Origin of the sequence: Sporosarcina sp. P3, assembly GCF_002743415.1 — a bacterium.
Taxonomy (GTDB): Bacteria; Bacillota; Bacilli; order Bacillales_A; family Planococcaceae; genus Sporosarcina; species Sporosarcina ureae_A.
Window position 1 is genome coordinate 45,591 of sequence record NZ_PDZE01000016.1, and the last position, 25,256, is coordinate 70,846.

At 39.9% G+C, this 25,256-nt stretch carries 24 protein-coding genes; 4 read left to right on the forward strand and 20 right to left on the reverse strand.

Annotated elements, in window-relative coordinates; translation table 11 throughout:
• Nucleotides 1-16: 16 nt before the first annotated feature.
• Nucleotides 17-562, reverse strand: a complete 546-nt coding sequence (locus CSV61_RS15235; protein WP_233193646.1) for an RDD family protein — start codon at nt 560-562, stop codon at nt 17-19.
• 17 nt (nt 563-579) lie between these two features.
• Nucleotides 580-1,584, reverse strand: coding sequence for a signal peptide peptidase SppA (gene sppA, locus CSV61_RS15240; RefSeq protein WP_099639917.1), 1,005 nt, complete (start codon nt 1,582-1,584; stop codon nt 580-582).
• A gap of 105 nt (nt 1,585-1,689) precedes the next feature.
• Between sppA and CSV61_RS15245 the strand changes: the two genes are divergently transcribed.
• Nucleotides 1,690-2,490, forward strand: coding sequence for an NAD kinase (locus tag CSV61_RS15245; protein ID WP_099639918.1), 801 nt, complete (start codon nt 1,690-1,692; stop codon nt 2,488-2,490).
• Nucleotides 2,491-2,565: 75 nt separating this feature from the next.
• On the opposite strand, the gene mbcS is transcribed toward CSV61_RS15245, so the two are convergent.
• The 5 genes from mbcS to ezrA all read right to left on the reverse strand — a co-directional run bounded on the left by mbcS (nt 2,566) and on the right by ezrA (nt 8,878).
• Nucleotides 2,566-4,143, reverse strand: a complete 1,578-nt coding sequence (gene mbcS, locus CSV61_RS15250; RefSeq protein ID WP_099639919.1) for an acyl-CoA synthetase MbcS — start codon at nt 4,141-4,143, stop codon at nt 2,566-2,568.
• 350 nt (nt 4,144-4,493) lie between these two features.
• The gene (locus CSV61_RS15255) at nt 4,494-4,703 is read right to left on the reverse strand and encodes an alpha/beta-type small acid-soluble spore protein (protein WP_099639920.1); all 210 of its coding nucleotides are present in this window, start codon (nt 4,701-4,703) and stop codon (nt 4,494-4,496) included.
• Between the two features lie 76 nt (nt 4,704-4,779).
• Nucleotides 4,780-5,982: a tRNA uracil 4-sulfurtransferase ThiI gene (gene thiI / locus CSV61_RS15260; RefSeq protein ID WP_099639921.1), complete on the reverse strand. Its 1,203-nt coding sequence runs from the start codon at nt 5,980-5,982 to the stop codon at nt 4,780-4,782.
• Nucleotides 5,979-7,112 carry a cysteine desulfurase family protein gene (locus tag CSV61_RS15265; protein ID WP_099639922.1) on the reverse strand — a complete coding sequence of 378 codons (1,134 nt, stop codon included), beginning with the start codon at nt 7,110-7,112 and terminating at the stop codon, nt 5,979-5,981. Before CSV61_RS15265 ends, thiI begins: the two co-directional genes overlap by 4 nt.
• Nucleotides 7,113-7,186: 74 nt before the next feature.
• On the reverse strand, nt 7,187-8,878 hold the full coding sequence (gene ezrA / locus CSV61_RS15270; RefSeq protein ID WP_099639923.1) for a septation ring formation regulator EzrA: 1,692 nt from the start codon (nt 8,876-8,878) through the stop codon (nt 7,187-7,189).
• 296 nt (nt 8,879-9,174) lie between these two features.
• On the opposite strand from ezrA, the gene CSV61_RS15275 reads away from it, so the two are divergent.
• Nucleotides 9,175-9,981 carry a S1C family serine protease gene (locus CSV61_RS15275; RefSeq protein WP_099639924.1) on the forward strand — a complete coding sequence of 269 codons (807 nt, stop codon included), beginning with the start codon at nt 9,175-9,177 and terminating at the stop codon, nt 9,979-9,981.
• Nucleotides 9,982-10,092: 111 nt separating this feature from the next.
• On the opposite strand, the gene CSV61_RS15280 is transcribed toward CSV61_RS15275, so the two are convergent.
• Entirely contained in the window at nt 10,093-10,410 is a 318-nt protein-coding gene (locus CSV61_RS15280; protein WP_099639925.1) for a YflT domain-containing protein, read from the reverse strand.
• A 217-nt stretch (nt 10,411-10,627) separates the two neighbouring features.
• Between CSV61_RS15280 and CSV61_RS15285 the strand changes: the two genes are divergently transcribed.
• Entirely contained in the window at nt 10,628-11,008 is a 381-nt protein-coding gene (locus CSV61_RS15285) for a carboxymuconolactone decarboxylase family protein (protein ID WP_199173652.1), read from the forward strand.
• A 43-nt stretch (nt 11,009-11,051) separates the two neighbouring features.
• Here the strand turns inward: CSV61_RS15285 and CSV61_RS15290 are convergent, their stop codons facing one another.
• Nucleotides 11,052-12,200, reverse strand: a complete 1,149-nt coding sequence (locus CSV61_RS15290; protein ID WP_099639926.1) for a baeRF3 domain-containing protein — start codon at nt 12,198-12,200, stop codon at nt 11,052-11,054.
• 424 nt (nt 12,201-12,624) lie between these two features.
• Complete coding sequence (gene megL, locus CSV61_RS15295) at nt 12,625-13,812, reverse strand: methionine gamma-lyase (protein WP_099639927.1); 1,188 nt, start codon at nt 13,810-13,812, stop codon at nt 12,625-12,627.
• 367 nt (nt 13,813-14,179) lie between these two features.
• Between megL and rpsD the strand changes: the two genes are divergently transcribed.
• Nucleotides 14,180-14,782 carry a 30S ribosomal protein S4 gene (rpsD, locus tag CSV61_RS15300; RefSeq protein ID WP_099639928.1) on the forward strand — a complete coding sequence of 201 codons (603 nt, stop codon included), beginning with the start codon at nt 14,180-14,182 and terminating at the stop codon, nt 14,780-14,782.
• Between the two features lie 80 nt (nt 14,783-14,862).
• On the opposite strand, the gene CSV61_RS15305 is transcribed toward rpsD, so the two are convergent.
• The 10 genes from CSV61_RS15305 to CSV61_RS15350 form a co-directional block, all read right to left on the reverse strand.
• Nucleotides 14,863-15,702, reverse strand: coding sequence for a 3-hydroxyacyl-CoA dehydrogenase NAD-binding domain-containing protein (locus CSV61_RS15305; RefSeq protein ID WP_099639929.1), 840 nt, complete (start codon nt 15,700-15,702; stop codon nt 14,863-14,865).
• Nucleotides 15,702-16,520: an enoyl-CoA hydratase-related protein gene (locus CSV61_RS15310; RefSeq protein ID WP_099639930.1), complete on the reverse strand. Its 819-nt coding sequence runs from the start codon at nt 16,518-16,520 to the stop codon at nt 15,702-15,704. The genes CSV61_RS15305 and CSV61_RS15310 overlap by 1 nt, the downstream gene beginning before the upstream one ends.
• A gap of 113 nt (nt 16,521-16,633) precedes the next feature.
• Nucleotides 16,634-17,815 carry an acetyl-CoA C-acetyltransferase gene (locus tag CSV61_RS15315; protein WP_099639931.1) on the reverse strand — a complete coding sequence of 394 codons (1,182 nt, stop codon included), beginning with the start codon at nt 17,813-17,815 and terminating at the stop codon, nt 16,634-16,636.
• Entirely contained in the window at nt 17,812-18,318 is a 507-nt protein-coding gene (locus tag CSV61_RS15320; RefSeq protein ID WP_099639932.1) for a TRAP transporter small permease, read from the reverse strand. The genes CSV61_RS15315 and CSV61_RS15320 overlap by 4 nt, the downstream gene beginning before the upstream one ends.
• Nucleotides 18,319-18,331: 13 nt before the next feature.
• Complete coding sequence (locus tag CSV61_RS15325) at nt 18,332-19,675, reverse strand: TRAP transporter large permease (protein ID WP_233193648.1); 1,344 nt, start codon at nt 19,673-19,675, stop codon at nt 18,332-18,334.
• 18 nt (nt 19,676-19,693) lie between these two features.
• A complete protein-coding gene (gene dctP / locus CSV61_RS15330; protein ID WP_099639933.1) occupies nt 19,694-20,833 on the reverse strand; it encodes a TRAP transporter substrate-binding protein DctP in 1,140 nt (379 codons plus the stop codon).
• Nucleotides 20,834-20,852: 19 nt separating this feature from the next.
• A complete protein-coding gene (locus CSV61_RS15335; protein WP_099639934.1) occupies nt 20,853-21,626 on the reverse strand; it encodes an enoyl-CoA hydratase/isomerase family protein in 774 nt (257 codons plus the stop codon).
• The gene (locus CSV61_RS15340; protein ID WP_099639935.1) at nt 21,626-23,125 is read right to left on the reverse strand and encodes a class I adenylate-forming enzyme family protein; all 1,500 of its coding nucleotides are present in this window, start codon (nt 23,123-23,125) and stop codon (nt 21,626-21,628) included. Before CSV61_RS15340 ends, CSV61_RS15335 begins: the two co-directional genes overlap by 1 nt.
• Before the next feature lie 15 nt (nt 23,126-23,140).
• Nucleotides 23,141-23,725 (reverse strand): TetR/AcrR family transcriptional regulator, encoded by a 585-nt coding sequence (locus CSV61_RS15345; protein ID WP_099639936.1) that lies wholly within the window; start codon nt 23,723-23,725, stop codon nt 23,141-23,143.
• 5 nt (nt 23,726-23,730) lie between these two features.
• Nucleotides 23,731-24,885, reverse strand: coding sequence for an acyl-CoA dehydrogenase family protein (locus tag CSV61_RS15350; protein ID WP_099639937.1), 1,155 nt, complete (start codon nt 24,883-24,885; stop codon nt 23,731-23,733).
• Nucleotides 24,886-25,256: the final 371 nt, after the last annotated feature.

The following is a 25,256-nucleotide window of genomic DNA, read 5'->3' on the forward strand; positions in this document are numbered from 1 at the left end:
CTTTTAAACTAGTGTACTAAACCGTAGGGTCTTCATGCAACTGATGGTGTTCGGGATGAATAACTTTCTGCACTTCTTTTCTCTCGAATGTTCGTTCATGTACCACAACCGTGTCAGCAAAGACGTCATGAAGTGTTTTCTTCTGTGGTAAGAACAAGACGAGCAGGTACGGAATCCATAACATTTGTGAAATGAAACGACCGAATCCTTCTCTAAAGATCACAGAGCCCCAATTTAACTTTTCTCCGTTTGTTTTCAACACTCGAATTCCCATGATCATTTTCCCTACGGTTTGCCCCGCTATTTTTGTCATTACAATAAAATACAACAATAACAAAACTAGTGCCGTTACTTTATACGGACTGAATAAAAAGGCAGAGGGCTTGGTGATCGCGATATCAAGTACGCGGAACACCGGTTTGACAAAGATGCCGCTAATAGCCGAAAGAATCAGCATGTCGATTAAAAATGCCCAGAGTCTGATCCAGAAACCTGCATATTTTGGCACGAGCGCCTGTTCAAGTCGCACGGTTGGTTGCGTATCTAGCAGTTCATTCGTCATGATCGTTTCCCTCCTTCTTATTCACCGTATAAATACATCATGCGTGGTGCTGTATTTTCCGTTAGTAATTTTTTTATAATTTGCGATTCTACGTCACCATTGAATACATCATGGGCTTTCATGGAAAGAATAGCTTTTAAATTAGTTGGCATTCCATATTCGAATACTTCTGCTTTCTCCAAATGATAATCTTCTTTCATGGCAGAAATAACCGTTGGTAACTTACCATAATCATCCGCAAGCCCTGCTTCAATCGCTTGACGGCCATTCATGACACGTCCATCCGCTACTTTACGGACAGCTGCTTCTGACATACCGCGTCCTTCTACAATAATATCAACGAAACGTTTATACGAATCATCAATCATTTCCTGTAACATCTTACGTTCTTCCGGCTTCATATCTCGAGTTGGGCTCATCATATCTTTATACGGACCTGACTTGATCGTCGGGAATTCCACACCGTATTTCTCAGCCAATTTTCCGTAGTTAACCGATTGCATGATCACGCCGATTGAACCAGTCAATGTTTCTGGATGAACATAAATTTTATCTGCGGGAGCTGAAATATAATACCCTCCAGAAGCCGCCATACCGCCCATCGCGACATAGACCGGAATTTCTTTTGATTTCTGAATTTCTGTGATCGCATCATAAATATCTGATGATTCCAATACACCGCCACCTGGTGAATTAACAGAAAGGACAATTCCCTTTACCGTGTCGTCATTCGACAACTCATTCAACTGCGTCAAGAATTGTCTGTGGTTGTATTCAGCACCACTAAAAATAGTCGCTTCCCCGACATCTTGTATGACGCCATCCACCGTCAGTACTGCAATTCGCTCATTGACACTTCCTTCTTCTACTACTGTCTCTTGTACTTGTGTTTCCATCAAATTGATTTCGTTGACGAAACTGTTCCAATCTCTTGTGAAAACCCATGACATCGCATTAATACCAACCGACACAATAATCAATGTGGCAGTTACTGCTACAGCAATCCATCTTTTTGCATTCATATGTTAAATTCCTCCTTTGTCTACATCTACCTGTACGTTCCTAATCGTCCAAATGTTTCATTCATGCTACACTTATTCTATTAACTGAAAAAGGAGACGATTCAAATGAATTCTCTACATACTATTTTTCTCTTCAGCCGTTTAGACGAAGACACTGCCCACAAAAAACATTTTATTGCACAACGTCTTAAAAAAGAAGGCTTCAAACTAACAGATAATCATACCGAAGCCAATGTGGTCATTAGTATCGGCAGTGATGGGACATTCCTTCAAGCTGTTCGTAAAACGGGTTTCCGTCAGGATGTTCTATATCTCGGAGCATCTATAAAAGGGGCACACGGTGTATATTGCGATTTCCAATACGATGATATTAGTCGCCTAACAGAAACGTTACGACAAACTACAATTGAAGAGCGTCATTATCCACTGCTCGAAGTGAAGATCAACCAGCAACATCCATTCTTATGTCTAAATGAATTCAGCATACGTTCAACCATCATCCGCACATTCGTCATGAATATTTACATCGATGATTTATTGTTCGAAACGTTTCTTGGCGACGGTATGATCATCTCCACGCCAACAGGTAGTACAGCGTATAATAAATCCGTTAAAGGCGCTGTAATCGATCCACGACTACCTTCTTTCCAAGTGACAGAGCTCGCGTCGGTTAATAATAATCGATACCGTACACTCGGCACGTCGTTCATCCTAAGTAATGGACGAACCTTGACGCTCAATATCCAACCAGAAGGCAATGAATTCCCATCTATTGCAGCGGATAATGAAGCACTCGGCATCAAACAAGTAGAAAAAGTAGAAGCCCGACTAAGCAATAAAGTCATTCGCACCGCAAAACTTTCCGATAACTCATTCTTCGAAAAAGTTCAACGTACGTTTTTCTGAATTCATGCGAAAAGGACTGTCAAATGTCGGTACAAAACGACTCTTGACAGTCCTTTTTATCGCCCTACTACCACATCATCTTTGATTTTGTTCTTTATTGCGCAATTCAATGCGCATAATTTTACCTGATGAAGTTTTAGGCAACTCTTCTAAAAACTCAATCTTACGAGGATACTTATAAGGTGCCGTCAATTCTTTGACATGATTCTGTAACTCTTGTACGAGTTTCTCAGTCGATTCCGTCGAATCATCACGTAAAACGACAAATGCCTTCACAACATTTCCACGTTCAGGATCTGGACTTGCGACGACTGCGCATTCACGAACTGCTGGGTGCTTGATCAACGCATCTTCCACTTCGAAAGGTCCGATCGTATAACCAGAACTTACGATGATGTCATCGCCGCGACCTTCAAACCAGAAATAGCCTTCTTCATCTTTTTTGGCACGGTCACCGGTAATATAATAATCCCCTCTAAATTGCATTTTCGTACGTTCAGGGTCATTTAAATACTCGCGGAATAGCGCTGGCGTGGATTTATGAACGGCAATATCTCCCACTTCACCCGCGCCTGCCGGTGTGCCTTCATCCGTAATAACATCGACGATATTACCAGGTGTCGGTTTCCCCATTGATCCAGGACGCGCCTCCATCCCGATCATCGTACCGACCAACAACGTGTTTTCTGTTTGTCCATATCCATCACGAACAGAAAGGGAGAACTGTCTTTCGAAAATATCAATGACTTCACGATTTAAAGGCTCTCCAGCTGAGACTGCACTTTTCAGAGATGCTAATGAAAACTCCCCTAAATTCTCCGCTTTTGCGATAAATCGGTATTCAGTCGGTGTACAACATAGGACATTGATTTGGTATTCGTCCAGAAACTGTAAGTATTTGTCCACGTTGAATTTGCCGCTGTAGACAAAGCCTACCGCACCACTTCCTAGAACAGATAAGAACGGTGTCCAAATCCACTTCTGCCATCCTGGTGCCGCTGTAGCCCACACCGTATCATGCTCTTCAATACCTAACCAGTTCGGAGCAGTTGTCCGCAAGTGTGCGTATCCCCAGCCATGTGTATGGACTACACCTTTTGGCTTGCCAGTCGTACCCGACGTATACGATAGAAACGCCATATCATCACTAGCCGTATCGCAAGCGGTAAACTCAGAAGATGCACTTTTTTCTTGAGCAGTCAGGGATATTTCCCCTTCTTTTGCTTCTCCGATAATATAAACAGTGACTTTGTCTACATTTTCCACATGTTCAAGTTGATCGGTGAACGCATCAAATGCGATAATCGCTTTGGCATTACTGTGTTCAATTCGATATTCAATTTCGGAGGAACGTAGCATTTCAGAACTAGGGATGACAACAAGTCCTGCCTTTAGTGCCGCAATGTAGGTCACATACGCTTCGATCATGCGCGGTACCATCACAAGCACAACATCACCTTTTTTCAAGCCGGTCGATGTCAGCACGTTCGCTGTACGATTAGCTGCCTGGATCAGTTCGTCGTACGTTACTTGTTGTTCTTGATTTTGTGCATCTACATAAATTAATGCTTTTCTGCCATCACCCGTTGCATACTTTTCGAATTCCGAAACAATATTGTAGCGAGCCGGCGCAAGTAGTTCTTCTCGGTTCATTTCCATTCCTCCTTTTATGTACTACTACAAGTATACAAACAGAATGATAAAATTTCAAAATTTTATATACTTTTTTCCATTATACTGTTCAGAAATGTATAGTATGACGTGTTTTCCGGTAAGCTTAGAGGAGTTAGCGAAGAGGTTGGCTATTGGGATGAGGAATTTGCATTTTGGAGGGGACACGTTCCTGTGGGCGCCCCAGCTTCCGCTTCAATCGCACCGAACTCACTATGACCTTATACATTCTATTCCATTTAACGCTTGAACTTTTACCTTACACTAAAAATCCATACAAAAAAGATGCCCCAAAAGCACTGTGGCTTCGGAGGCATCCCATGTCTTACGATTTACTGATTATAACCGTTCATTTGTGATTGAGCCTGACGTACTAGTCGCTTTGTAATTTCTCCGCCGACGGATCCGTTGGCACGCGATGTAGCGTCTGGTCCAAGTTGTACTCCAAATTCAGAAGCAATTTCTTCTTTCATCTGGTCAAGAGCCTGTTGTACTCCTGGAACTAACAATTGGTTTGAGTTGTTGCTGTTGCTGTTTGGCATGTCGTTCACCTCCTTGTGACAATAGAATGGTCACTTTTCAAAATATCATGCAAGGAAGGTGATAGGTAATTTTTTCTTATAACAAGTCTTCGAATTCCTCTTCTGTTTGTTTGCTCGGAATCGTCGTTACACGCTGACTCGCGACTTCTGCTACCATGTCGTCAAACTCCTGGAAGCTTTCGTAGTACGCGACTTTTTCAATTTGTGGCTTCGTTTTATTGCTTGGTGGTGTGAATACGGTACAGCAATCGTCGTATGGACGGATGGAAATATCGTACGTCCCGATTTTTTGAGCGATCTCAATGATTTCTAATTTGTCCATTGCGATCAGCGGGCGCAAGATCGGTGTATTCGTCACTTCATTAATAGCCGTTAAACTCTCAAGTGTCTGACTTGCTACTTGTCCAAGGCTATCGCCAGTAATTAAGCCAAGCGAGTTCGTGTCTTTTCGTACTTGTTCGGCAACTTTCATCATCATTCTTCTCGTAGTCGTCATGGACAAGTTGCTTGGAACTTGTTTAACGATCGTTTGTTGCAGTTCGGTAAACGGAATTACATGCAAGCGAATGACTGCCCCGAATTTCGTTAGCTGTCTGACGATGTCTTCTACTTTCTCTTTTGCCAAATCGCTTGTAAACGGCGGGCTAGCAAAGTGAATCGCATCAAATGACACGCCGCGCTTCATCATCATATACCCTGCTACTGGGCTGTCGATTCCTCCAGACAATAACAACAACGAATGTCCATTGGAGCCAACCGGCATACCACCTGCACCTTTATATGTGTGCGAAGAGATGTAAGCTGCTTCACGCTGGATTTCTACATATAATAAAATTTCAGGTTTTTTCATCTGAACGACTAATTCAGGGAACACTCTCAATACATGACCACCTAATTCTTGTTGCAATTCTCCTGTATTGAGCGGGAAACGTTTGTCAGCACGTTTGACGTCTACTTTAAATGTCTTGCCAGCCGTTTCCGTTTTGCCAAGGACTTTTAATGAAGTGTCTTTTATGTCTTCTAATGTAGGTTCGCAAATTACAATGGGACTGAATGATTGAATTCCAAAAATCGACGGCAATATTTCAATTGCACGATCTAGTTCTTCAGGTTTTTCTGTATAAATGAACATCCGGTCACGTTCTGCACGCATGGTCACTGTTCCTAAATCGGACAAAGCGGCCTTTATATTCGCTTTCAGTTTACGAATAAATTTACTTTTATTTTTCCCTTTAAGTGACAACTCACCATATCGAATTAAAATGGTATTCCAGTTCATTTCCCCACTCCTTTTCTAATCAGCTCGACTAATTGACGAACCGCTACTTTCAATTGTTCAATTTCTTCTATTGTTTGATCTTTACCTAAGCTAATTCTGATCACACCTTTTTCGAACTCGCGAGGTACATGAATCGCTTCAATTACATGACTTACATCCGAATTCTTCGATGAACATGCACTAGAAGTCGAGACGATCAATCCTTGTTGTTGTAGGAAGTTAATCGCAATCTCCCCTGTAATATGTGCAAATGCGACGGATAGTATATGCGGTGCACTCGCGTTCGGTGCCAATACTTTGCATTCACCTATTTCTGAGAAGAACTCCACCAAATCATTTCGCCATTGTTGAAATTGTTGCATATCCACTTCTTCTACAAGTAAACGAGCCGCCTTCGCAAGTGCGGCTGCATGTGGTACCGATACCGTTCCACTGCGCAATTTATGTTCTTGACCGCCACCAAAGACAATGGGCTGCAGTCGGATATTTTTACGAAAAGCTAAAAACCCACTATTTTTAATTCCATAAATTTTATGAGCAGATAACGATACGAGATCCGGACCATCCGTACAATCAGTAAGCGGTAACTTTCCAAAGCTTTGCACACAATCCGAATGGAACATCGCACGTGAAGAAGAATGAATGATTTTCGCACATTCCTCAATCGGCTGAATCGTCCCTATTTCATTGTTAACATGCATGATACTAACTAAAATCGTATCTTTTTGCAACTTCGCTTGCAGTTCGTCCAATGAAATTCTTCCTTCTTCATCTACTGTTAAATAATCTACCGTGAAGTGCTGCTTTTCTAATTCCCGAAAAACATTCAAGACAGAAGGATGTTCGATGCTGGTTGTGAGTAAATGACGACCTTTATGTTGATTGGCGTAGACATAACCTAGTATGGCAAGATTATTGGATTCTGTGCCGCCTGAAGTGAAAATTCCTTCTGTCAGTCCCAGTCCAATGGTTCCAAGTATTTGTGTTCGCGCACGTTCCAATAATTTTTCTGTACGTTTTCCTTCTGCATGCAACGATGCAGGATTCGCAAAATACGATTCAGAAGCGTCTACAAAAGTGCGAAGAACTCTCTCGTCTGGCTTGGTCGTGGCGCTATGGTCAAAATACATAAGTGAATTCTCCTTTTCTATATGAATGAGCGAAACAAAGCCACCGGAAAACCGGTGGCTTTGTCGGAATATAATTATGCTTTCACTTGAATCATACTTTGGATCTTTTTCAAAGCTCCTGGTTCCACTTCTTCAACTGCAGTACCTGCTTCTTCCAATGCTCTTAAGTAGCGGCATTGCATGAAGGACTCTTCAGCTTTCAACAATTTCTCGTGAACTTCCGGATGAGACGCACGGTAACGGTTACCGTATTGGATGATTCGTTCTACAAGCAATGCATTTTCAATCATGTCTTCGGCTTTCGCACAAACATCCGTGACTACCGTATCTGCTTTTTGAACATACGATTCAACCAATGCCATGTTAAGTGGTACTTCTTCCAAACTTTGTTTCACGATGAATAGTTGTTCATCGGCTTCTTCAAGCTGTACTTCCATATCATCAGGGATACCTGGGATATTGGCACGGTGTAAATTACGATCCGCAATTTGCAGTTGCTGCGAAAGCGTCACAATACGAGAGCGCACAAGATTTTCGTCGATTCGAAGATTTTTGATACGGTTACTGAACTTCGAATGTGCTTCAGAGATCGTATCCAATTCTTCCACTAGCTCTTGCAACTCAATTTGTTGAGCGGAGTAGGCTAAGTTTTTCGCATCTTGACGTTCAATGAATATTTCAATTCGTTTCGCCAGTGCGTTCAACTTTTGCAATGCCATTTGTGGAATAATGACTTCATTTTCATCTAGACGGTAGCTTTGTTGAACGAATTTCACTTCTTCAATCGTATCTGGAATCGCATATTGAAGTTCTTCAAACAGATCCAACATTTGATCCAAATGCTCATCTACGTAATGACGGGAACTAACTTCCTCTTCTAATACGTCGTAGAACGATTCGATTTCGTCATGAATTTCATTCACTTCCGCTGCTACTTCTTCAATATCCAAACGCGCTAATAATTGTCGAAGATCCGCAATTTGTTGTTCGATTTTGTCGAAACGCGAAGGCATTTTCAAGTGTCCTAAGTAGTACTCCTGACCTTCCATTTCGATGATTCCTTTACGCAATTCTCGCAAAGCTGCAGGGATTTTCGTTTGCAACTCATTAAGTAACGCAGGGATCTCATCAAGTAAAAACGAAAAGCGTTCTTCTTTTGCTCCTAATACAATGACAATTTCACGCGCTTGTAAGTAGTTACCATTTTCGATAAGTGCGTCATATTCTTCAAATCTTGGATTGAAGGATTCCCACTCTTTTTCTAAGGGCTCTACTGCCGGTCCAAATGCGTACTGATGAGCTAAGATCTTTTTGCGCGCGGCACGGTGGTGTTCTTTTACCGTTTCAATTTCAAACCGATTTCGTTCTTCGCTGCCAATCAGTTCGTTTAGTTCCTGCAAGATCGTTCGCATCTCTTTTTCACATTCGTTCAAGATTTCGCGGATTTGTTTTTCTGTTTCCGTTGCTTTCTTAAAACGGAAACGATCCACTTGCCCTTCAGCATCCAGTAAAAGCAAGTCTACATTATGAAGGCGATCATCTACTACTTCTGTCCAATTATTGCGCCATCTCTCGAACATTTCTTCTGTTTCGCCAGTCATATTCAACTGCTTCACTTTCGTCATTTCTTCGAATATTGGTTCGTTTTGAATTTGTAATTTTTCTTGTTCCATTTCACTGATTTCTTGTATATGCTTTCGCCTAGACAGAAATGCCATCACCGTTAAAACAATGATGATAACTAATGGAATGATGACGTATATCATCTCACTATGATCCCCCTATCCCACACTTCGCGCATAAAGTGACTACTATAGATATTATAGTATATCGTAACATGAATAAAGCATTTTCGTCTTCTATTCACATCTTTTTTAAAAAACAACGAACTTTTTATCACATCTTCAGATATTTGCACACAGTTATTCATATTTTCGTATTGTATTCTTACAAATTTTGCGAGCGATTCATTTATACACTACTAGTATCTTACCACTAAACTCGATTCACTTCCTTTGCATTCATTATCTGGTAAACTATGTACGAGAAAGAGGTGGGACTAGTGGATAGCAAAGATCCGTATCAAGAAGATTTGGATGATGATGAGCTGCAAGATCTTGTACTCGAAGCACAACGTGAAGCATTAGAGAAAGCAGCTGCTGAAAAAAATGTCCGACGCACCTATCGCCCTTTCCCTAAGTGGATGTTTTGGATCATGGCAACTACTTTAGCACTCAGCACGTTCGCCATCGTCTTTCAGATATACTCCATTCCAGCATTAGAGTTTCTAAAAGCCTCGTCAGAGTTATCTTCAGATCCACAAATAGCAGAGTATAAAGAAGCGGTAGTTGTCGTAGCTACAGAACATACGAAAGGTACAGGTTTTTCCATTACTGAACAAGGTACCATTATTACGAATTATCATGTAGTCGAAGGCAATGATTCCATGATCGTCTCTTTCCCTGAAGGCGAACGATTCACCGCAGATGTCACGAAAGTGTTTCCAGACATCGACCTGGCACTACTTGAAGTGAACGGAACGAATCTCCCCTATCTAACGTTAGCGGAAGAAACGACTTTTTATGACCATGAGCCCATTACATTTATCGGAAATCCTTTGAGCTTTTCAGGAATAGCCAATAAAGGTCATACGATTGACTACAAACAGCTGGCTGATTGGGACATTCCTGTCGTCATGATACAAGCACCTGTTTATAGAGGGAATAGCGGGAGTCCTGTCATTAATGAAAAAGGGAAAGTCATTGGCATCGTGTTCGCTACATTAGATGAAGAGACGCATGGTAAGGTCGGATTGTTTATACCGGTGGATGCGTATTACGAAGCAATAGCCAATGAAAAAAATACATGATAGATATACCGCTCAGGATGTACATGTCAACAGGGATGCGTTCTGCCCGTTATGTATACAAAAATCAAACCGGTCAAAGGAATGGAATCCTCTGACCGGTTTTTTACTGTCTTATTTTTTCGCGACTAGTAATAGTCGACCTTTATCTAGTTCGCTTTCGCCTTCTTCAGCTTCTGCTTTTGAAAGACCGATGGACTCCATCTGCGCGCGCAATGTATCGCCACGAGATGTGAACATATTCTTCATTGTATTGAGGAAGCCCATTTCTGCCATACCTACTTGCTCTGAATCCAGTGCATCTGAAATCTTGTCCTCACGATCTTCACTATGTGCGAAAACATACATCTCATCATGCGTGTAACCTTGTGTTACCAATTCTTCAATTTTCTTTTTAGCTTCTACTGCATTCTCTAGGAAATACTTATCCATTTTCCATTACCTCCATATATACATGTTTTTTTGACCTACTCATCTATACCTACTCTTCGCATTTCTTAAACAAAAATGATGATTTTCACATCCTTTGAACCACCATGATGTTTTAAACTGATAATAACTACATAATTTCTAAACAGAAAATCAAAACCATAATCAGAATATGCTATACTTTCTTTATATTGCAGTTAGAAAATAGGGGGCTATTTCATTGTCAACAGAACGTATTAAAGCAGGATTAGAGAAAATCAAGGAATATGTGAGTGAAGAAGAAGCCGAACGCATGATGACAGCCGATGCATTAAAAGAATTGGCACCTGATTTACGGAAGTACATAGTAGAGTTTGCGTATGGGGAGATTTATTCACGACCAGGACTCGACAGTAAACAAAGACAACTGGTGACGCTCGCTTCACTTGTCACACAAGGAGCGACTACACAAATTCAAACGCATGTAAAGCGCGCATTAACAGTCGGTTTAACAAAAACGGAAATCGTAGAGAGCATCATGCAACTCATTCCGTATGTTGGATTTCCACGCGTCCAAACCGCATTGACTGCCGCTAAAGAAATACTTGAACAAGAAAAGTGATAGTAAAATCCGGCCAAAAGAGTTCTTTTGGCCGGATTTTTTCTTACCATCTAAAGATTGCAGCTGCCCCCGTTTCAACAGGCATCCGTTCTTTCGGAAGAACGACTACTTCTCCTCCCGTTTTAAAGACGGTTTCTGCTAAGTCATCCAGTACGTCGTCCACTTCAGACTCTTCCAGATTATTCGTTTGAATTTCCCCTGTATCTAGATTAACTTTACCCCGATACAGATAGCCATCTTCCAATACAAGTCGTCTAATACGATCTTCACTTGCTGCTTTAGCAATTTCTGCGATATTTTCAGAACCTTGATCGCTCGCTTTAGCATTTTCAAAATTCTCCACTAAGTCTTTTGTTTTCTGTAAGTACGTGGGCTCTACTAGTTCCCAAGCCATTTTACGTAATTGCTCCAGGCTAAGGGCTTCAAAGTCGGACTTAATTCCCTCGGCTTGCAAGTGTGGATTATGACTTAACTCTTTGAACTGCGTCTGGTATTCCGAAAGTGTAACTAAGTATAAAGGAAGACCCGTCGGTTTTGAGTAATTTTCTGCAACCGTTCGATCTACGTATCGGAAATACCGCTCAATGTCGATGTCAATTTCATCTTTTTTGCCACCATGTCCATGCATCATCGCAGTTCCAGCGGCTCCACTTGCGTTACCCGCACCCAAGTAGGGCTCCGTCACTTGTGCACCAATCGCCTCGTCTTTCGTTTTCGCCAATTCTTCAGGGATCTCTACTTCTTCTATACCATAGCGATTCCCTTCAAAAAGTTTAAACTCTTGTCTATTGACGCCGAGTAGATGATAGCGATCGGCAGATTGGAATACGCGAATAAGCGGTTTAATATGGAAACTATCTGACACAATCGCCAATTCAGGTACAGGACGTTGCAGACGATAGGCTATGATGCGATCCTTTGTCGCAAACAATGCCAGTCCATCTCCTGCATGTGCCCAGAAAGGACGCTCGCCCTCTAGTTTCTCAAGTGGAGCTAGTAGACTCTTCACTTCATTCGCTGCATATTTTTTAGACAACTCTTCATGCACTTGTTGTAATAAATTTTTAAATCTGATCGGGTCTTGTTGATTTTCAGGTCGATACCGGTGGGTCGGTTGATAAATGGAGATACATGTCTCCGCTTGCTCCTTCAAAAACTCGTGAGGAAATTCGTTTACAATCTCTACGTTCATCCTAATCCCTCCAATAAAAAATTTCCTGTAGACAACAGGCTCTAATTTACTAATTCCCTATTCAATAGTTTGTAAACTTTGCGACGCCGATAGTATAAAACCTTCTTGACAAACTTCTAGAATTCATGTATAGTTACTGATTGGGATTGAAAACAGATCTGACATAAAAAATGGCGTTCTGCAGATGTTTATTCGGAACACTTATTCATCACTGGCGCGACTATAGGGTCGCAAGGACGCAAAAGTAGGTAGGGTTTGCGTTGCTTAAGGGAAACAACCAGTAGAACAACGACCGCGGCACAAGAGGTCCAATCAGAATCTACATGCTATTCAAATCAACACATATAATCGTTGTCAAACGTAACATTTATAATCCTATACAAAAAGCGAGCTCCCCGATACGGGGACGCTCGCTTTTTTCAATTTACAACGCTTCAAATGCTTGTTCCAAATCTTCCATGACATCATCCATATGCTCCAGACCTACAGACAAGCGTAGCAATGTATCCGACACACCCATCTTCTCACGATCTTCTTTCGGCACAGCAGAGTGTGTCATCGTCGCAGGATGCTGCATAAGCGTCTCCGCATCGCCCAAACTCACCGCCAACTTGACGAGCGATAAATGATTCAACAACTTCTGCGCCTCTTCTTTTCCACCTTTGATCGTAAAGGAAATCAAGCCCCCACCCAATTTCATCTGCTTCTTCGCAATCTCATACTGCGGATGCTGATCGTCAAACGGATAGAATACTTCCTCTACTTTCGGATGCTTCTGTAAATAATCAAAAAGAATTTTGGCATTGGCTGAATGTCGTTCCATACGAACAGGTAACGTTTTAATACCGCGTAACAACAGCCAGGCGTCGAATGGCGAAATAATTCCACCGAAATCTTTTTGCACGGTTCCGCGAAGCTTCGCCATCTCGTCTGCATCTTTACCTACTAGCAATCCTGCGATCACATCACCGTGCCCATTAATATATTTCGTCGCACTATGAAGTACATAGTCGACGCCGAACGTCAACGGGGTTTGAATGTAAGGTGAACAGAATGTATTATCTACCACCACTTTCAAGTTATGGCGCTTCGCTACATTAACTACTGCCTCGAGATCCACTAACTCCATCGTCGGATTGATTGGCGACTCTACATATATACAAGTAGTCTCAGGCTTCACAGCTTTCTCTATCTCTTGTTCCGTTTTCATAGAAATTAAATCATGCGTGATATGATACTTTTCTTCTAATATTTTTAAGAGTCCGAACGTACAACCGTAAATCCCTCGCGAGCAAATCACATGATCATTTGCTTTCGTCAAATGAACAAGCACTGCACTAACGGCCGCCATACCGGAAGCAAATGCCAGACCCGCTGCGCCCTCTTCCATTTTCGCAATACGCTCTTCCAACACAGCGACCGTCGGATTTCCTAAACGAGAATAAATATTCCCTGCTTCTTCACCCGCAAAACGCCGCTCGCCTTGTTCAGCCGAATCAAATACATAGGTTGAAGTTTGATAGAGCGGTACTGCCAGACTTCCTTGATGATCTTTGTCGTCGTAGCCTTCATGAATCATTGCCGTCTCTTTATGCCAATTTTTATTCTTCATGCTGATTCCTCCTTGTGATAGCTTATTCACGTCTTATTGAAAGCGCTTTATTACAGTGTACATGGATTGTTTTAAAAACGAAAGACCCTAAACTTCTGTCTATTTGAAAACGATAGCGAATTACTCGACTTGAATTTCTAAAAATGAAATGCTTGACCAATAGGCAATACATTGGTATGCTATTCTTTGTGTAAAATAGTTGCAGCAGTTATGTGTTCTATTTTGTCCAGTCTATTCCTTTTTAAAGGTGCACCACGTAACCTCGAGGCTGCAGGGGCGAAGTTGCAAGATTATAGAATGGCAGATGGATTGAACATATCTGGTCTTATTTTACAACAAAATAAAACCAACAGAGGAGGAGTCTCTCATGGCTCGATATACAGGTCCATCTTGGAAAGTGTCACGCCGTTTAGGTATTTCACTAACAGGCACTGGTAAAGAAATTGAAAAGCGTCCATACGCACCAGGACAACACGGTCCAAACCAACGTAAAAAACTTTCCGAATACGGAATGCAATTACAAGAAAAACAAAAACTACGCTTTATGTACGGAGTAAACGAACGTCAATTCCGCACACTTTTCAACAAAGCTGGTAAAATGCAAGGTATCCACGGTGAAAACTTCATGATCCTTCTTGAAGCTCGCCTAGATAGCGTTGTATACCGCATGGGTCTTGCACGCACTCGTCGTGCAGCTCGTCAGCTAGTCAACCACGGCCACATCATGGTAGACGGCAAGCGCGTAGACATCCCTTCATTCGCTGTAAAGCCAGGTTCTGAAATCTCTCTTCGTGAGAGATCCCAAAACTTGACTGCTATCGAAGAAGCACTAGAAGTGAACAACTTCGTTCCAGACTTCGTAACTTTCGACAAAGATACGAAAAAAGGTACATTCGTACGCCTTCCAGAGCGTGGCGAATTAGCTGCTGAAATCAACGAAGCATTGATCGTTGAATTCTACTCTCGTTAATAGCAAAGAAACCCCGTTGGCTGAGATATTGATCTCGGTTGGCGGGGTTTTGTTTACTTTTTCAACTTCTTAATAAGAAGTTAATACTTGAAAAAACCTTCTCCTGTTTTTCGTCCAAGTAAACCTGCTCGTACATATTTCCTCAACAAAGGGGCTGGACGATATTTAGAATCATTCGTTTCATAATAAAGTGTTTCTGTAACAAAGAGCATAGTATCTAGTCCTATTAAATCTGCCAATGCGAGCGGACCGATTGGATGACCAGCTCCTAGTCGGAGACCCTTATCAATATCTTCAGCGGTAGCTAATCCTTCAGAAAGAACGAAAACAGCTTCATTAATCATAGGAGTGAGAATTCGATTCACAGCAAACAGTGGCGCTTCTTTTACTGTAATTGCTATTTTGTTAAATTGCTCGGCGAGTTGATGTGCTATTGCAAACGTGGAGTCATTGGTTTGCACACCTCTGATAATTTCTACCAATTGCATCACGGGAACGGGATTAAAAAAATGCATACCTACTACTTGTTCAGCACGACCAGAGGCTTTAGCCATCTCAGTGATGCTCAACCCTGAAGTGTTTGTCACAAAAATTGTAGTAGGACCACATATCTTATTTAATTCAGCAAACAGCCTTTTTTTAGGTTCAATTTGCTCAATAATTGCTTCAATAACAACATCACTGCCTTTAAGATCGTCTATATTACTCGTTATAAAAATTCGACTTCTTATTGCACTGGAGAGTGACAAATCATATTTCCCTTTTTCTACATTGCGTTTAAGTGTCTTCTCAATTCTTTTAATTCCGCTAGTAAGTCCATCTAAACTTTTATCGAATAATGTCACCTGAAAACCTGCTTCGGCAGCCATTTGAGCAATTCCATTCCCCATTGTGCCTGCGCCAACTACAGAAATCTTCATTAATACATCCTCCTTTTTTGTTTGAAAATTTCGGGTAGGTCTGATGCTTTCAAAGGAAATTCTGCGGGTCTCTTTTCTATAAAGGATTGTATACCCTCGATTACATCTTCATTTCGACTTGCCCAATGTAAAAATTTCGACTCCTCTAAATGAGAATTATATGGATGTTCTTGTCCTAGCATTCCCCACAATAATTGTCGGGTAAATACATTTGATGTTGCTGCTGTATTTTCTACAATATCACGAGCAATCTCAAAGGCTTTTGCTAGCGGTTCTTCTTCCTCGTATTGAACGAGACCTGCTTGCAATGCTTCATTCGTAGCTATGTAGCGTCCAGTTAATGTCCATTCAAGAGCTTTCCCAATACCCACTACTTTTGGAAGAAACCATCCTGAACCTGCTTCTGGACCGATCCCTCTACGCCCGAATACGAAACCGATTTTAGCATTCTTTTTTACTATCCTAATATCCATTGGCAACGTCATTGTCATTCCAATGCCTATAGCGGAACCGTTTATAGCAGCAATGATAGGCTTATTTACTTCATACACCTGCATACTTACCTGCCCACCAAGATCGCGAAAATCTTCAACGGACTTTTCCGTACTAAATCCTTCATTCAAATCCATTCCCGCACAAAATGCTCGACCACTTCCTGTTACGATAATAACTCGAACATCATCGTTATTATTAACTGCTTTATAAAAATGAAGCAATTCCTTATTCATTTTCTGTGTATAAGCGTTCATGACTTCTGGTCGATTTAAAGTCAAAATCAAAATCCCATCTTGTAAATTTGTTTTAATTGTTTCGTACAAGGTTAGCAACTCCCTCTTTATATTCCCTAAATAATGAACCTATACTTTCCTTCATTGTTTCAGGCTTGGTTACAGTCGTTACAGCTTAACCTCGTTGCACTTTTACAGATAATCTAATCATTAGCGATGACAACTGCTATTCCTTGGCCACCGCCAATACATAAACTTGCGACTGCATATTTCGCATTACGACGCTTTAGTTCATATGCTGCAGAGAGTAGTATTCTCGCTCCACTTACTCCGACTGGGTGTCCAAGCGCAATTGCTCCACCATTTACATTAGTTTTGGAGCGATCTAAACCCAATTCTTTTTCAACTGCTAGGTATTGAGCTGCAAATGCCTCATTGATCTCAATTATATCCATGTCTTCTATTGTTAATTTTGCGCGTTCAAGAGCTTGTTTAATAGCTGGTACTGGTCCGATACCCATAACTGTAGGATCTACACCTACGATGCCCCAAGAGACAATACGCGCAATCGGTTCTAATTTATTTTCTTTTACTGCTTGTTCACTAGCAACCACCAAGGATGCAGCACCATCATTAATCCCTGAAGCATTTCCAGCGGTAACTGTACCTTCCTCTTTAAAAGCCGGACGGAGCTTTGCCATGACTTCTGCATTTATATCAACTTTAATATGTTGGTCTTTATCGACAACTTCAACATCTGTTCGCGTATCCACTTCAACTGCTACAATCTCTTGTGCAAAAAAACCATTTGCAACAGCTTTCATCGCCCGTTGATTTGATTCAATTGCAAAAGCATCTTGTTCTTTTCTGGAAATTGTATATTGATCCGCTAATCTTTCGGCCGTTAAACCCATTCCACTTCCAGTGTATTGATCTATCAATGTCGCTTGAAGCATGTCATCAAATTGAAGGTTGCCTAATTTCATTCCACTGAATCTTTGTTCGAAACTGGAATAAGGTGATTGCGACATATTTTCAGCGCCTCCCGCTAAAACAATATTTGCCTCTTCGAGTAAAATCATTTGCGCTGCTGTCACAACTGCTTGCATACCGGAGCCACACAAGCGATTCAATGTGAGTGCAGGAACTTCTTCAGGTATACCTGCGTTTAGACCGATATGCCTCGAAAGATAAGAGGCATTCTTTCCTGTATGAATCACATTTCCATAAACCACATGATTTACTTGTTCAGGTCTCACCTTAGATCGCTTTAATGCTTCGATCGCAGTTACTGTTCCGAGAGTTGTTGCATCCACTTTTGCAAAAGAACCTCCAAATCCTGTGAAAGCAGTCCGTGCGCCATCTATAATATATGCATTATTCATAAACCAATATCCCCTTCCTTTTCTTTTGTCTTTCTAATAAAACGTGTTAGCACTTCTAATAAAACGAATAAAAAAGCAATTGGCACTAAAAAATATACTGGCCAAACAGGTATTAAACTTCTTGCTATTGGGACTGCCATTTGATCTGCCATTCCACTCATTGCGAATAGGAAACTGTAATAAGTTAATAGCCCAAAAACACCTGTATCGACGCATAAAATGAGATACTTGTTGAAGTTTTTAAACCATATAGGTGATTTAGAAATAAGCTCGGTTAAGCTTGGTAATACGCCGACCCAATAAACAAAACTCAAAGCTGGAAAAATAGAAAGGGGCATAAGAAAATACTGAACGAATTCATATGTTCCGGCAATTGGAATTCCAAATACATTTCGCATAAAAACATCAATTACAATTACAATCATCATCGCAAGTATTGCAAAACCACTTATATATTTTCCAACATCACGCGTAACTTGATTTATCATCTCAAGAACTTGCATAAACCCACCTCCACTATTTCATCTGACTTGGTAACCAAGTAACTAGCTCTGGGAATATTATCAATAAACCTATTACAATGATTGAAGCAATAATGGCAAAGACTGTCGACGTTTTGAACAGTCTTTCAATCGGAATTCCTGATATACTACCGACTACATAAACACTCATACCCACAGGAGGGGTAATCATTCCAATAGTGCAAACAACTGTAAGCATAATTCCAAACCAGAGTGGATCCGTATCAATTGAACTTAAGATAGGTGTAATAATGGGTACAGTCATTAAGATAACAGCTACACCTTCGATGAACATAAACAAGAAGAAATAGAATACCATGATAATCAAAATAACAAGCGTCGGACTATCTAATAAGGGTCCGAGTAAATCAATGACTTTACGAGGAACTAATGATAGTGAAATGAAGCGACCGAAAATCGAGGCACCAATTACGATGAACATAGCCATGACCGTAATTTTACTCGTTTCAATCATAGACCTTTTAAAAAACTCTAAAGTTACTTTTCCTAACAACGTAGCCATTATCAGTCCAATAAAGGCACCAATCGCGCCTGCTTCAGTGGGAGAGAATACACCCATGTATATTCCACCAAAGATTGAAATAACCATCAATGCACCCATTACAGTGACGATAATATAACGAGAAACAGGTATATTATCACTAATAAATTCTTTTGAAGCCATTCTTAGTTGGTCACGATTAATTTTCAAATAAACTATTGTAACTAGTGAAAAGCTGAGCATCAACAAAAGTCCTGGAATCAGTGCTGCCGTAAATAATTTACCAATTGATATTTGAGCAACAACACCATACAAAATCAAAATTACACTTGGAGGAATGATTGCAGAGAGCGAACCAGAAGCAGCCGCAATTGTTCCAGCGAGATGAGGAGGGTAGCCTCTCTTTTGTAATTCAGGTACAGCAATTTGACCCAAAGCAGCAGACGTTGCTGTCCCAGAACCAGATACTCCGCCTAATAACCCACCTAATATAATAGTCATTACGCCAAGTGGGCCTGGTCTTCCTTTAGACAGAGAATACATTAAGCTGTATAGATCTTTAACTATTCCCGCTTGCATAATAAACTGAGCCATCAATATGTAAAGAGGGATAGTAGTTAAAGCATAGCTCGCTGTTCTCGCAAATGGTTCTCCTCTTAAAAACCCATTTAGTAAGTCAACTCCACCAATTAGATAAATTCCAAAAATACCGATTGCAAACATTAAAGAGCTAATATATTGGCCAACAATTAAAAAATAAAGAAAAAGTGTAAGAGCAACAATGATTATAAGATTCTCTATGATTAATCCCCCCTTAACTTTTAAAAAAAGGAGCACAATGGCTCCCTTGTAATTTTATTTAATATCCAATATCTCTTGCGGTAATACTGCGCCTGCCTCAAGAAGCATATCTCTCCAGAGTATCGCCATTTCTTTACCGGCGAGATTTTGCTCTTCTAGATTATCAATCCAGGACATCCAGGAGTTTACAATTGATTTTTTAAGATGATCTTGCACTTCGGGATTCAATTCATCAAAATGAGTAAGTTCTCCACCTTTTTTAATATTTGACTTAACGTTTTCTTCTGTTTCACTAGCGGTTAGAGCAGCACCCGAATGAATAAATTCATTAGCTTTATCTTCAAATAGTTTTTGAGTTTCATCTGTTAATGAATCCCAAGTTTCTTTTTTCATAGCGGTATGCCCTACGAAATGCCCTAGATTAGCGCCTGTAATCGTATGTTTAATAAGCTCATCGAATCCAAACACTATCCAATCAGGAGCATTGTACATAATTCCATCTAAAGCATTTCGACTTAACGCATCATAGGAATCAGTTATCGGCATTGACTGTCCTGTAATACCTAAATCTTTCGCTAAAATTTCATGTACTCTTGATGCAGTACGTACACGAAGTGCACTTTTAAAGTCTTTTACTGAATCAAATTTTTGTTTAGTAGTTGATAGAAGGTAAGGCTCTGTTGCCGTATTCGCAAATGCAACTAATCCTTTATCCTCAAATTCAAGTTCATAGTAGGTTTTTCCATTCATTATTTCACGATCATTTTTCATCATATTCGCCATAGCTTGAGAAGCAATAATTGAATCTGAGTCTAGTAATGGAAGCATTACCACTTCCGTGTATGGGAAACGTTTTGGATCATATGGCGGCATTAATGTTAATGCCACATCAATTGAGCCTGAATTTAGTGCATCCAATTCACCGCCAAGCCCAACCAACTCTCCACTTGTAAATAATTCAAATTCTACTTCCCCATCAGAACCCTCGGAAACCGCTGTAGTTAATGGTTCAAAAAATCCACGATGCCAAAAGTGACCATCTGGTACACCCGAAGATGCTCGTAACTTTTTAGTTTCACCTGAACTCATATTTTTGTTTGACTCCGTTTCTCTTTCTTGTTGTGAATCCTCACTACAAGCACTGAGTAAAAATAGCGCAGCAAACAGAGCGAATACCCATTTCTTTTTATTCATACGTATGCCCCTTTTTAATTTATTTTCCTATAAACTCAGGCTTTCGTTTTTCATAAAATGCTTTGATGCCTTCTTGATGGTCGATTGAACATAGCAACATCGTTTGATACATGTTTTCTAATAAAATACTCTCATCCAAAGCTGGATTTTTTAACTCATTCAGTATACGCTTCGAATACTCTAAACTAAGTGGACTCGCTTCTATTAATGGCTTAATAAAGTCTGTTGCTTGCTGTTTAATCGGACCGGTTGTAACTTTATTTATAATATCTTTTTCCTTTAATTCATGAGCTGATAATGTGGGTGCAAAACTAACCCATTCCTTTACTATATTTATCGGAAGTCTTTCAAGTAGCAGTTGATATAAGCCCATATCTGGTACAAGTCCTACTTTTGAGAAACTTAAAATAAATTTAGCATTTTCGTCAGCGACTATATAGTCTGCTGCAAGCGCAATACTGAACCCAGCACCTGCAGCGTGCCCGTGTACGGCAGCAACAACATGTTTGGTCAAGTTTCGTACTCTTTTCGTTAATTTTGTTACTTCATTCATCCAACTATATATTTCATTTACGTCTTTAAACGCCTGCATCATTTCTAAGTCTCCGCCTGCACTAAACACCCTACCCATACCTAATAAAACAACTACTTTTACTTCTTTGTCGAAATCAGCGTGATCTAACGCTTCATGTAATCCTGCAATGAGCTCATTAGATAACGTGTTTAACTTTTCAGGTCGATTTAGTGTAATATAAGCGATCCCTTCATTTACTTCATACAGTACTTGCTTCATCACTTCACAACCTTATTAGATAGAAATGTGTGCTTTAGGACTTTTCCGGAAGCATTACGTGGTAATTCATCTATAAGAAATACTTCCATAGGAACTTTGTATTTAGCAAGTTGTGTACTACAATATTCAATAATTTTTTCGTTTGTAATTGACTGACCTTCTCTTAATACTGCATAAGCACATGGAACTTCTCCGTACACTTCATGTGGAACACCTACTACCGCTGCCTCCAAAATTTCTGGTATTTGATACAACACTTCCTCAATCTCTACGGGGTAGACATTTTCTCCACCACGAATCAGCATGTCACTTTTGCGATCAACGATGTAAAGTAATCCGTCTTCGTCAAACCTTCCTAAATCACCTGAAAATAACCATCCGTCTCGAATAGCACGATTTGTCGCTTCTATATTTTTCAAGTAACCCTTCATCACTTGTGGTCCTTTAACAACTATTTCACCTACATGGCCAGTCGGCAGTGAATGACCACTTTCATCTACCACGCGTATTTCCGTTCGTGGTAGTGGTTCCCCTACTGAACCAATTTTTCCAAGTGCCTGATGATCTTTCAAAGATGATGCTGCTGGGGCATTTTCTGTTTGCCCGTATAGATTTTGCACCTTTACTTTAGGGAACGTTTCTTTGAGCTTTTTCAAAATTTCGTAATGCATAGGGGCTGCGCCATAACAAAATAGCCGTAAGGTAGGAAATTCAAGGTTTTTAATAGTAGGTAAGTTTAAAATAATTGTAAACATTGCTGGAACACCAAAAAACATGGTAGGTTTTGCATCTTTTAAAAGTTTAATTGTAGTACTTGTTGAAAACCCTTCTTCGATAATAATTGTTCCACCTTTGTATGTGATAGGCACAACAAATACGTGCGTTGCAGCACAGTGGAATAACGGTGTGGATACAAGCATTCTATCCATTTCGGTGATTTCCATTGATTCCGACCAAATTTGTCCCGCTGCAAGTATATTTTTATGTGTCAACATAACTCCCTTCGGTTTACCCGTTGTGCCAGATGTGTACATGACTACACTGGTGTCATCTTCCATTATCTGAGTTGGTCTAAACATTAAAGATTCATCTTCCATAATTTTGGTTAACGTATCCTCACCTCCAATGCTGAGCTTATCTTGAAAAGTATGCTTTGTATCTTTAATAACTTCTTCAATGCGCACATCATAGATAAGAGATTTCGCTTCCGAGTTATTAAAAATGTATTCTACTTCAGTAGATGCTAATTTTGTATTTATCGGCATGACCGAAAAACCGCCTAATTGCAGACCAAAATAGCAAATTAAGAATGTATCAGAATTCAAAGAGTAAAGCGCAATAATATCCTCTTTTTTATATTCATGTAATTGAAAATAAGCTGCAATACGTTTTGCTTTCTCATAAAATTCACCGTATGTCAGTTCACGTTCGTTAAATATTGTATATACTTTATCAGGGTGGTTTTTAGCATGACTTGCTAATACGTCGGGCATAAACATAATTTTTATTCCCCTTTATTTTAAAATTTTTAAAATGTATTCACTAAACGTTTCCTGTAATTGTGCTTTATCCATTCTTCCGTTCGTTTGGTACCATTGCTGAATCCAGTTCATGGCGCCGAGGATCATCATCCGTGCGATGAGCGGTTCTTTTACATGAAATTCTTGAGATTCTATGCCTATTGTAATGATTTCGTCGAATAATCCTGCATAGTATTTTCTGAGCTGTAATACAGGTTCTAACTGTTCTTGGTCAAAAGTTCGCTTTGGCTCTATTATTAAATTAAATGTTTCTTTTTCATCAATAGCATAATCAATATGCTTCGCGATCATATTTCGCAATATTTCTTCAGCAGTTCCTCCTCTTTGTAACTCGACCTCTAGTGCCTCAGTAGCTTGGGACAGCACGAAATTATAACAATGGTACATTAATTCACCTTTGCTTTTAAAATAATAATACAAAGATCCTTTCGTCATTAATAGTTCAGCTGCAATTTCTTCCATGGTCGCACCTTCATAACCTCTTCGTTTGATAACAGAAATTGCAGTCGAGACGATTTGATCTTTCTTAGCCAACAACTTTCTCTCAGAGAAGTTCATATCTCTCACTCCTCCGTTAAAATTTTTTTAGCTATTATACCTTTCATGATTTCAGTAGTTCCTGCGTAAATGGATGTAACCGCAATATCTCTATATCTGCGTGCAATTTCATATTCTTCAATATAGCCGTACCCACCGTGAAGTTGTAGACATTCAGAAGCGACTCTTTTTGCCATTTCACTAATCCACCATTTCGCCATAGATACTTCCTTTACGATATCATCACCTCGAATATGCTTACTTATTAATGAGTTTATATAAGTACGTCCTAAATCTATTTCAGTGGCCATTTCTGCTAATTTAAATTGTGTGTTTTGAAAATCTGCAATCCTACTGCCGAATGCTTTTCTCTCTTTTACATAATCAATAGTAATTTCCAACATTTCTTCGGCTTCAACTTGCACTTGAAGTGCTACAACTAAACGCTCTTGTTGAAGTTGTTCCATCAAATAATAAAAACCTTTTCCTTCTTCTCCTAAAAGGTTTTCAATGGGTACTTTCGCGTCTTCAAATATAAGTTCGCATGTATCGCTGGAATGCATGCCAATTTTATCCAGACTTTTACCTCGTTTAAAACCTTGCGTTCCTTTTTCAACGACGAGTAAAGAAATGCCACGGTAGGCTGGTTCTGCCTTCGTATCTGTTTTGCAAACGACAATGACATAGTCCGCATTCAGTCCATTTGTAATGAATGTTTTTTCACCATTTAATATGTAGAAATCCCCTTCTTTACGTGCAGTCGTACGAATTCCTGCTAGATCCGACCCTGCACCTGGTTCTGTCATAGCAACAGCAGATATAAATTCGCCAGTCACACTTTTCGGGAGCCATTTTTGTTTTTGTTCTTCCGTACCATGTGAATGAATATACGGACTTACAATATCGGAGTGAAGACAAACACCACTAGCTAAACCCACGCCAACTTTCTCCAATTCCTCTGTTAAAATTGCAGAGTAAGAGAAATCAAGTTCTAACCCACCATACTTTTCATCTGCCCATGGTAATAAGAATCCACTCTCTCCAAGCTTTAACCAAAATTCCCTAGGTATCTTTTTTTCTTTTTCCCATTTATCGTAGTAGGGATATGCCTCCTTATCTAGCATACGTTTTAATGATTCCCTAAACATTTCATGTTCCTCAGTTATAAATGTCGCCTCCATACTCTACCTCCTTTATACTTATCTGAAAATTGAATATATTCATATATTAACAGTGATTTCATTTTTTGCAAGCTTTTTTTGAACAGCGTTTGAAATTTAAACACCGTTTAATTTCCGAAACATTTGTTTATTGTATTTTATCGTATACGTTTATATACATAATTATATGGAACAACAAGGAATTTCTTTAAGAATTAACGATCTTCTATGTTTTTTATAAGTAATTATTAAGAAACTGTAAACGTTAAACTAGATTCAACAGCTTTCAACAAATAAGAATCAACAGTTTTCCAATATAAATCTACTTTCTATATACTGAAGCTAGTCTATAGAAAGAGAGGAATAGGAAGTGGAAAAGTGGATGGTTTACA

Excerpts from the sequence above, each read along its gene's own strand:
- CSV61_RS15235 (WP_233193646.1), bottom strand. The coding sequence starts at position 562 with ATGACGAATGAACTGCTAGATACGCAACCAACCGTGCGACTTGAACAG.
- sppA (WP_099639917.1), bottom strand. The coding sequence starts at position 1,584 with ATGAATGCAAAAAGATGGATTGCTGTAGCAGTAACTGCCACATTGATT.
- CSV61_RS15245 (WP_099639918.1), top strand. The coding sequence starts at position 1,690 with ATGAATTCTCTACATACTATTTTTCTCTTCAGCCGTTTAGACGAAGAC.
- mbcS (WP_099639919.1), bottom strand. The coding sequence starts at position 4,143 with ATGAACCGAGAAGAACTACTTGCGCCGGCTCGCTACAATATTGTTTCG.
- CSV61_RS15255 (WP_099639920.1), bottom strand. The coding sequence starts at position 4,703 with ATGCCAAACAGCAACAGCAACAACTCAAACCAATTGTTAGTTCCAGGA.
- thiI (WP_099639921.1), bottom strand. The coding sequence starts at position 5,982 with ATGAACTGGAATACCATTTTAATTCGATATGGTGAGTTGTCACTTAAA.
- CSV61_RS15265 (WP_099639922.1), bottom strand. The coding sequence starts at position 7,112 with ATGTATTTTGACCATAGCGCCACGACCAAGCCAGACGAGAGAGTTCTT.
- ezrA (WP_099639923.1), bottom strand. The coding sequence starts at position 8,878 with ATGATATACGTCATCATTCCATTAGTTATCATCATTGTTTTAACGGTG.
- CSV61_RS15280 (WP_099639925.1), bottom strand. The coding sequence starts at position 10,410 with ATGGATAAGTATTTCCTAGAGAATGCAGTAGAAGCTAAAAAGAAAATT.
- CSV61_RS15290 (WP_099639926.1), bottom strand. The coding sequence starts at position 12,200 with ATGAACGTAGAGATTGTAAACGAATTTCCTCACGAGTTTTTGAAGGAG.
- megL (WP_099639927.1), bottom strand. The coding sequence starts at position 13,812 with ATGAAGAATAAAAATTGGCATAAAGAGACGGCAATGATTCATGAAGGC.
- rpsD (WP_099639928.1), top strand. The coding sequence starts at position 14,180 with ATGGCTCGATATACAGGTCCATCTTGGAAAGTGTCACGCCGTTTAGGT.
- CSV61_RS15305 (WP_099639929.1), bottom strand. The coding sequence starts at position 15,702 with ATGAAGATTTCTGTAGTTGGCGCAGGCACAATGGGGAATGGAATTGCT.
- CSV61_RS15315 (WP_099639931.1), bottom strand. The coding sequence starts at position 17,815 with ATGAATAATGCATATATTATAGATGGCGCACGGACTGCTTTCACAGGA.
- CSV61_RS15320 (WP_099639932.1), bottom strand. The coding sequence starts at position 18,318 with ATGCAAGTTCTTGAGATGATAAATCAAGTTACGCGTGATGTTGGAAAA.
- dctP (WP_099639933.1), bottom strand. The coding sequence starts at position 20,833 with ATGAATAAAAAGAAATGGGTATTCGCTCTGTTTGCTGCGCTATTTTTA.
- CSV61_RS15335 (WP_099639934.1), bottom strand. The coding sequence starts at position 21,626 with ATGAAGCAAGTACTGTATGAAGTAAATGAAGGGATCGCTTATATTACA.
- CSV61_RS15340 (WP_099639935.1), bottom strand. The coding sequence starts at position 23,125 with ATGTTTATGCCCGACGTATTAGCAAGTCATGCTAAAAACCACCCTGAT.
- CSV61_RS15345 (WP_099639936.1), bottom strand. The coding sequence starts at position 23,725 with ATGAACTTCTCTGAGAGAAAGTTGTTGGCTAAGAAAGATCAAATCGTC.
- CSV61_RS15350 (WP_099639937.1), bottom strand. The coding sequence starts at position 24,885 with ATGGAGGCGACATTTATAACTGAGGAACATGAAATGTTTAGGGAATCA.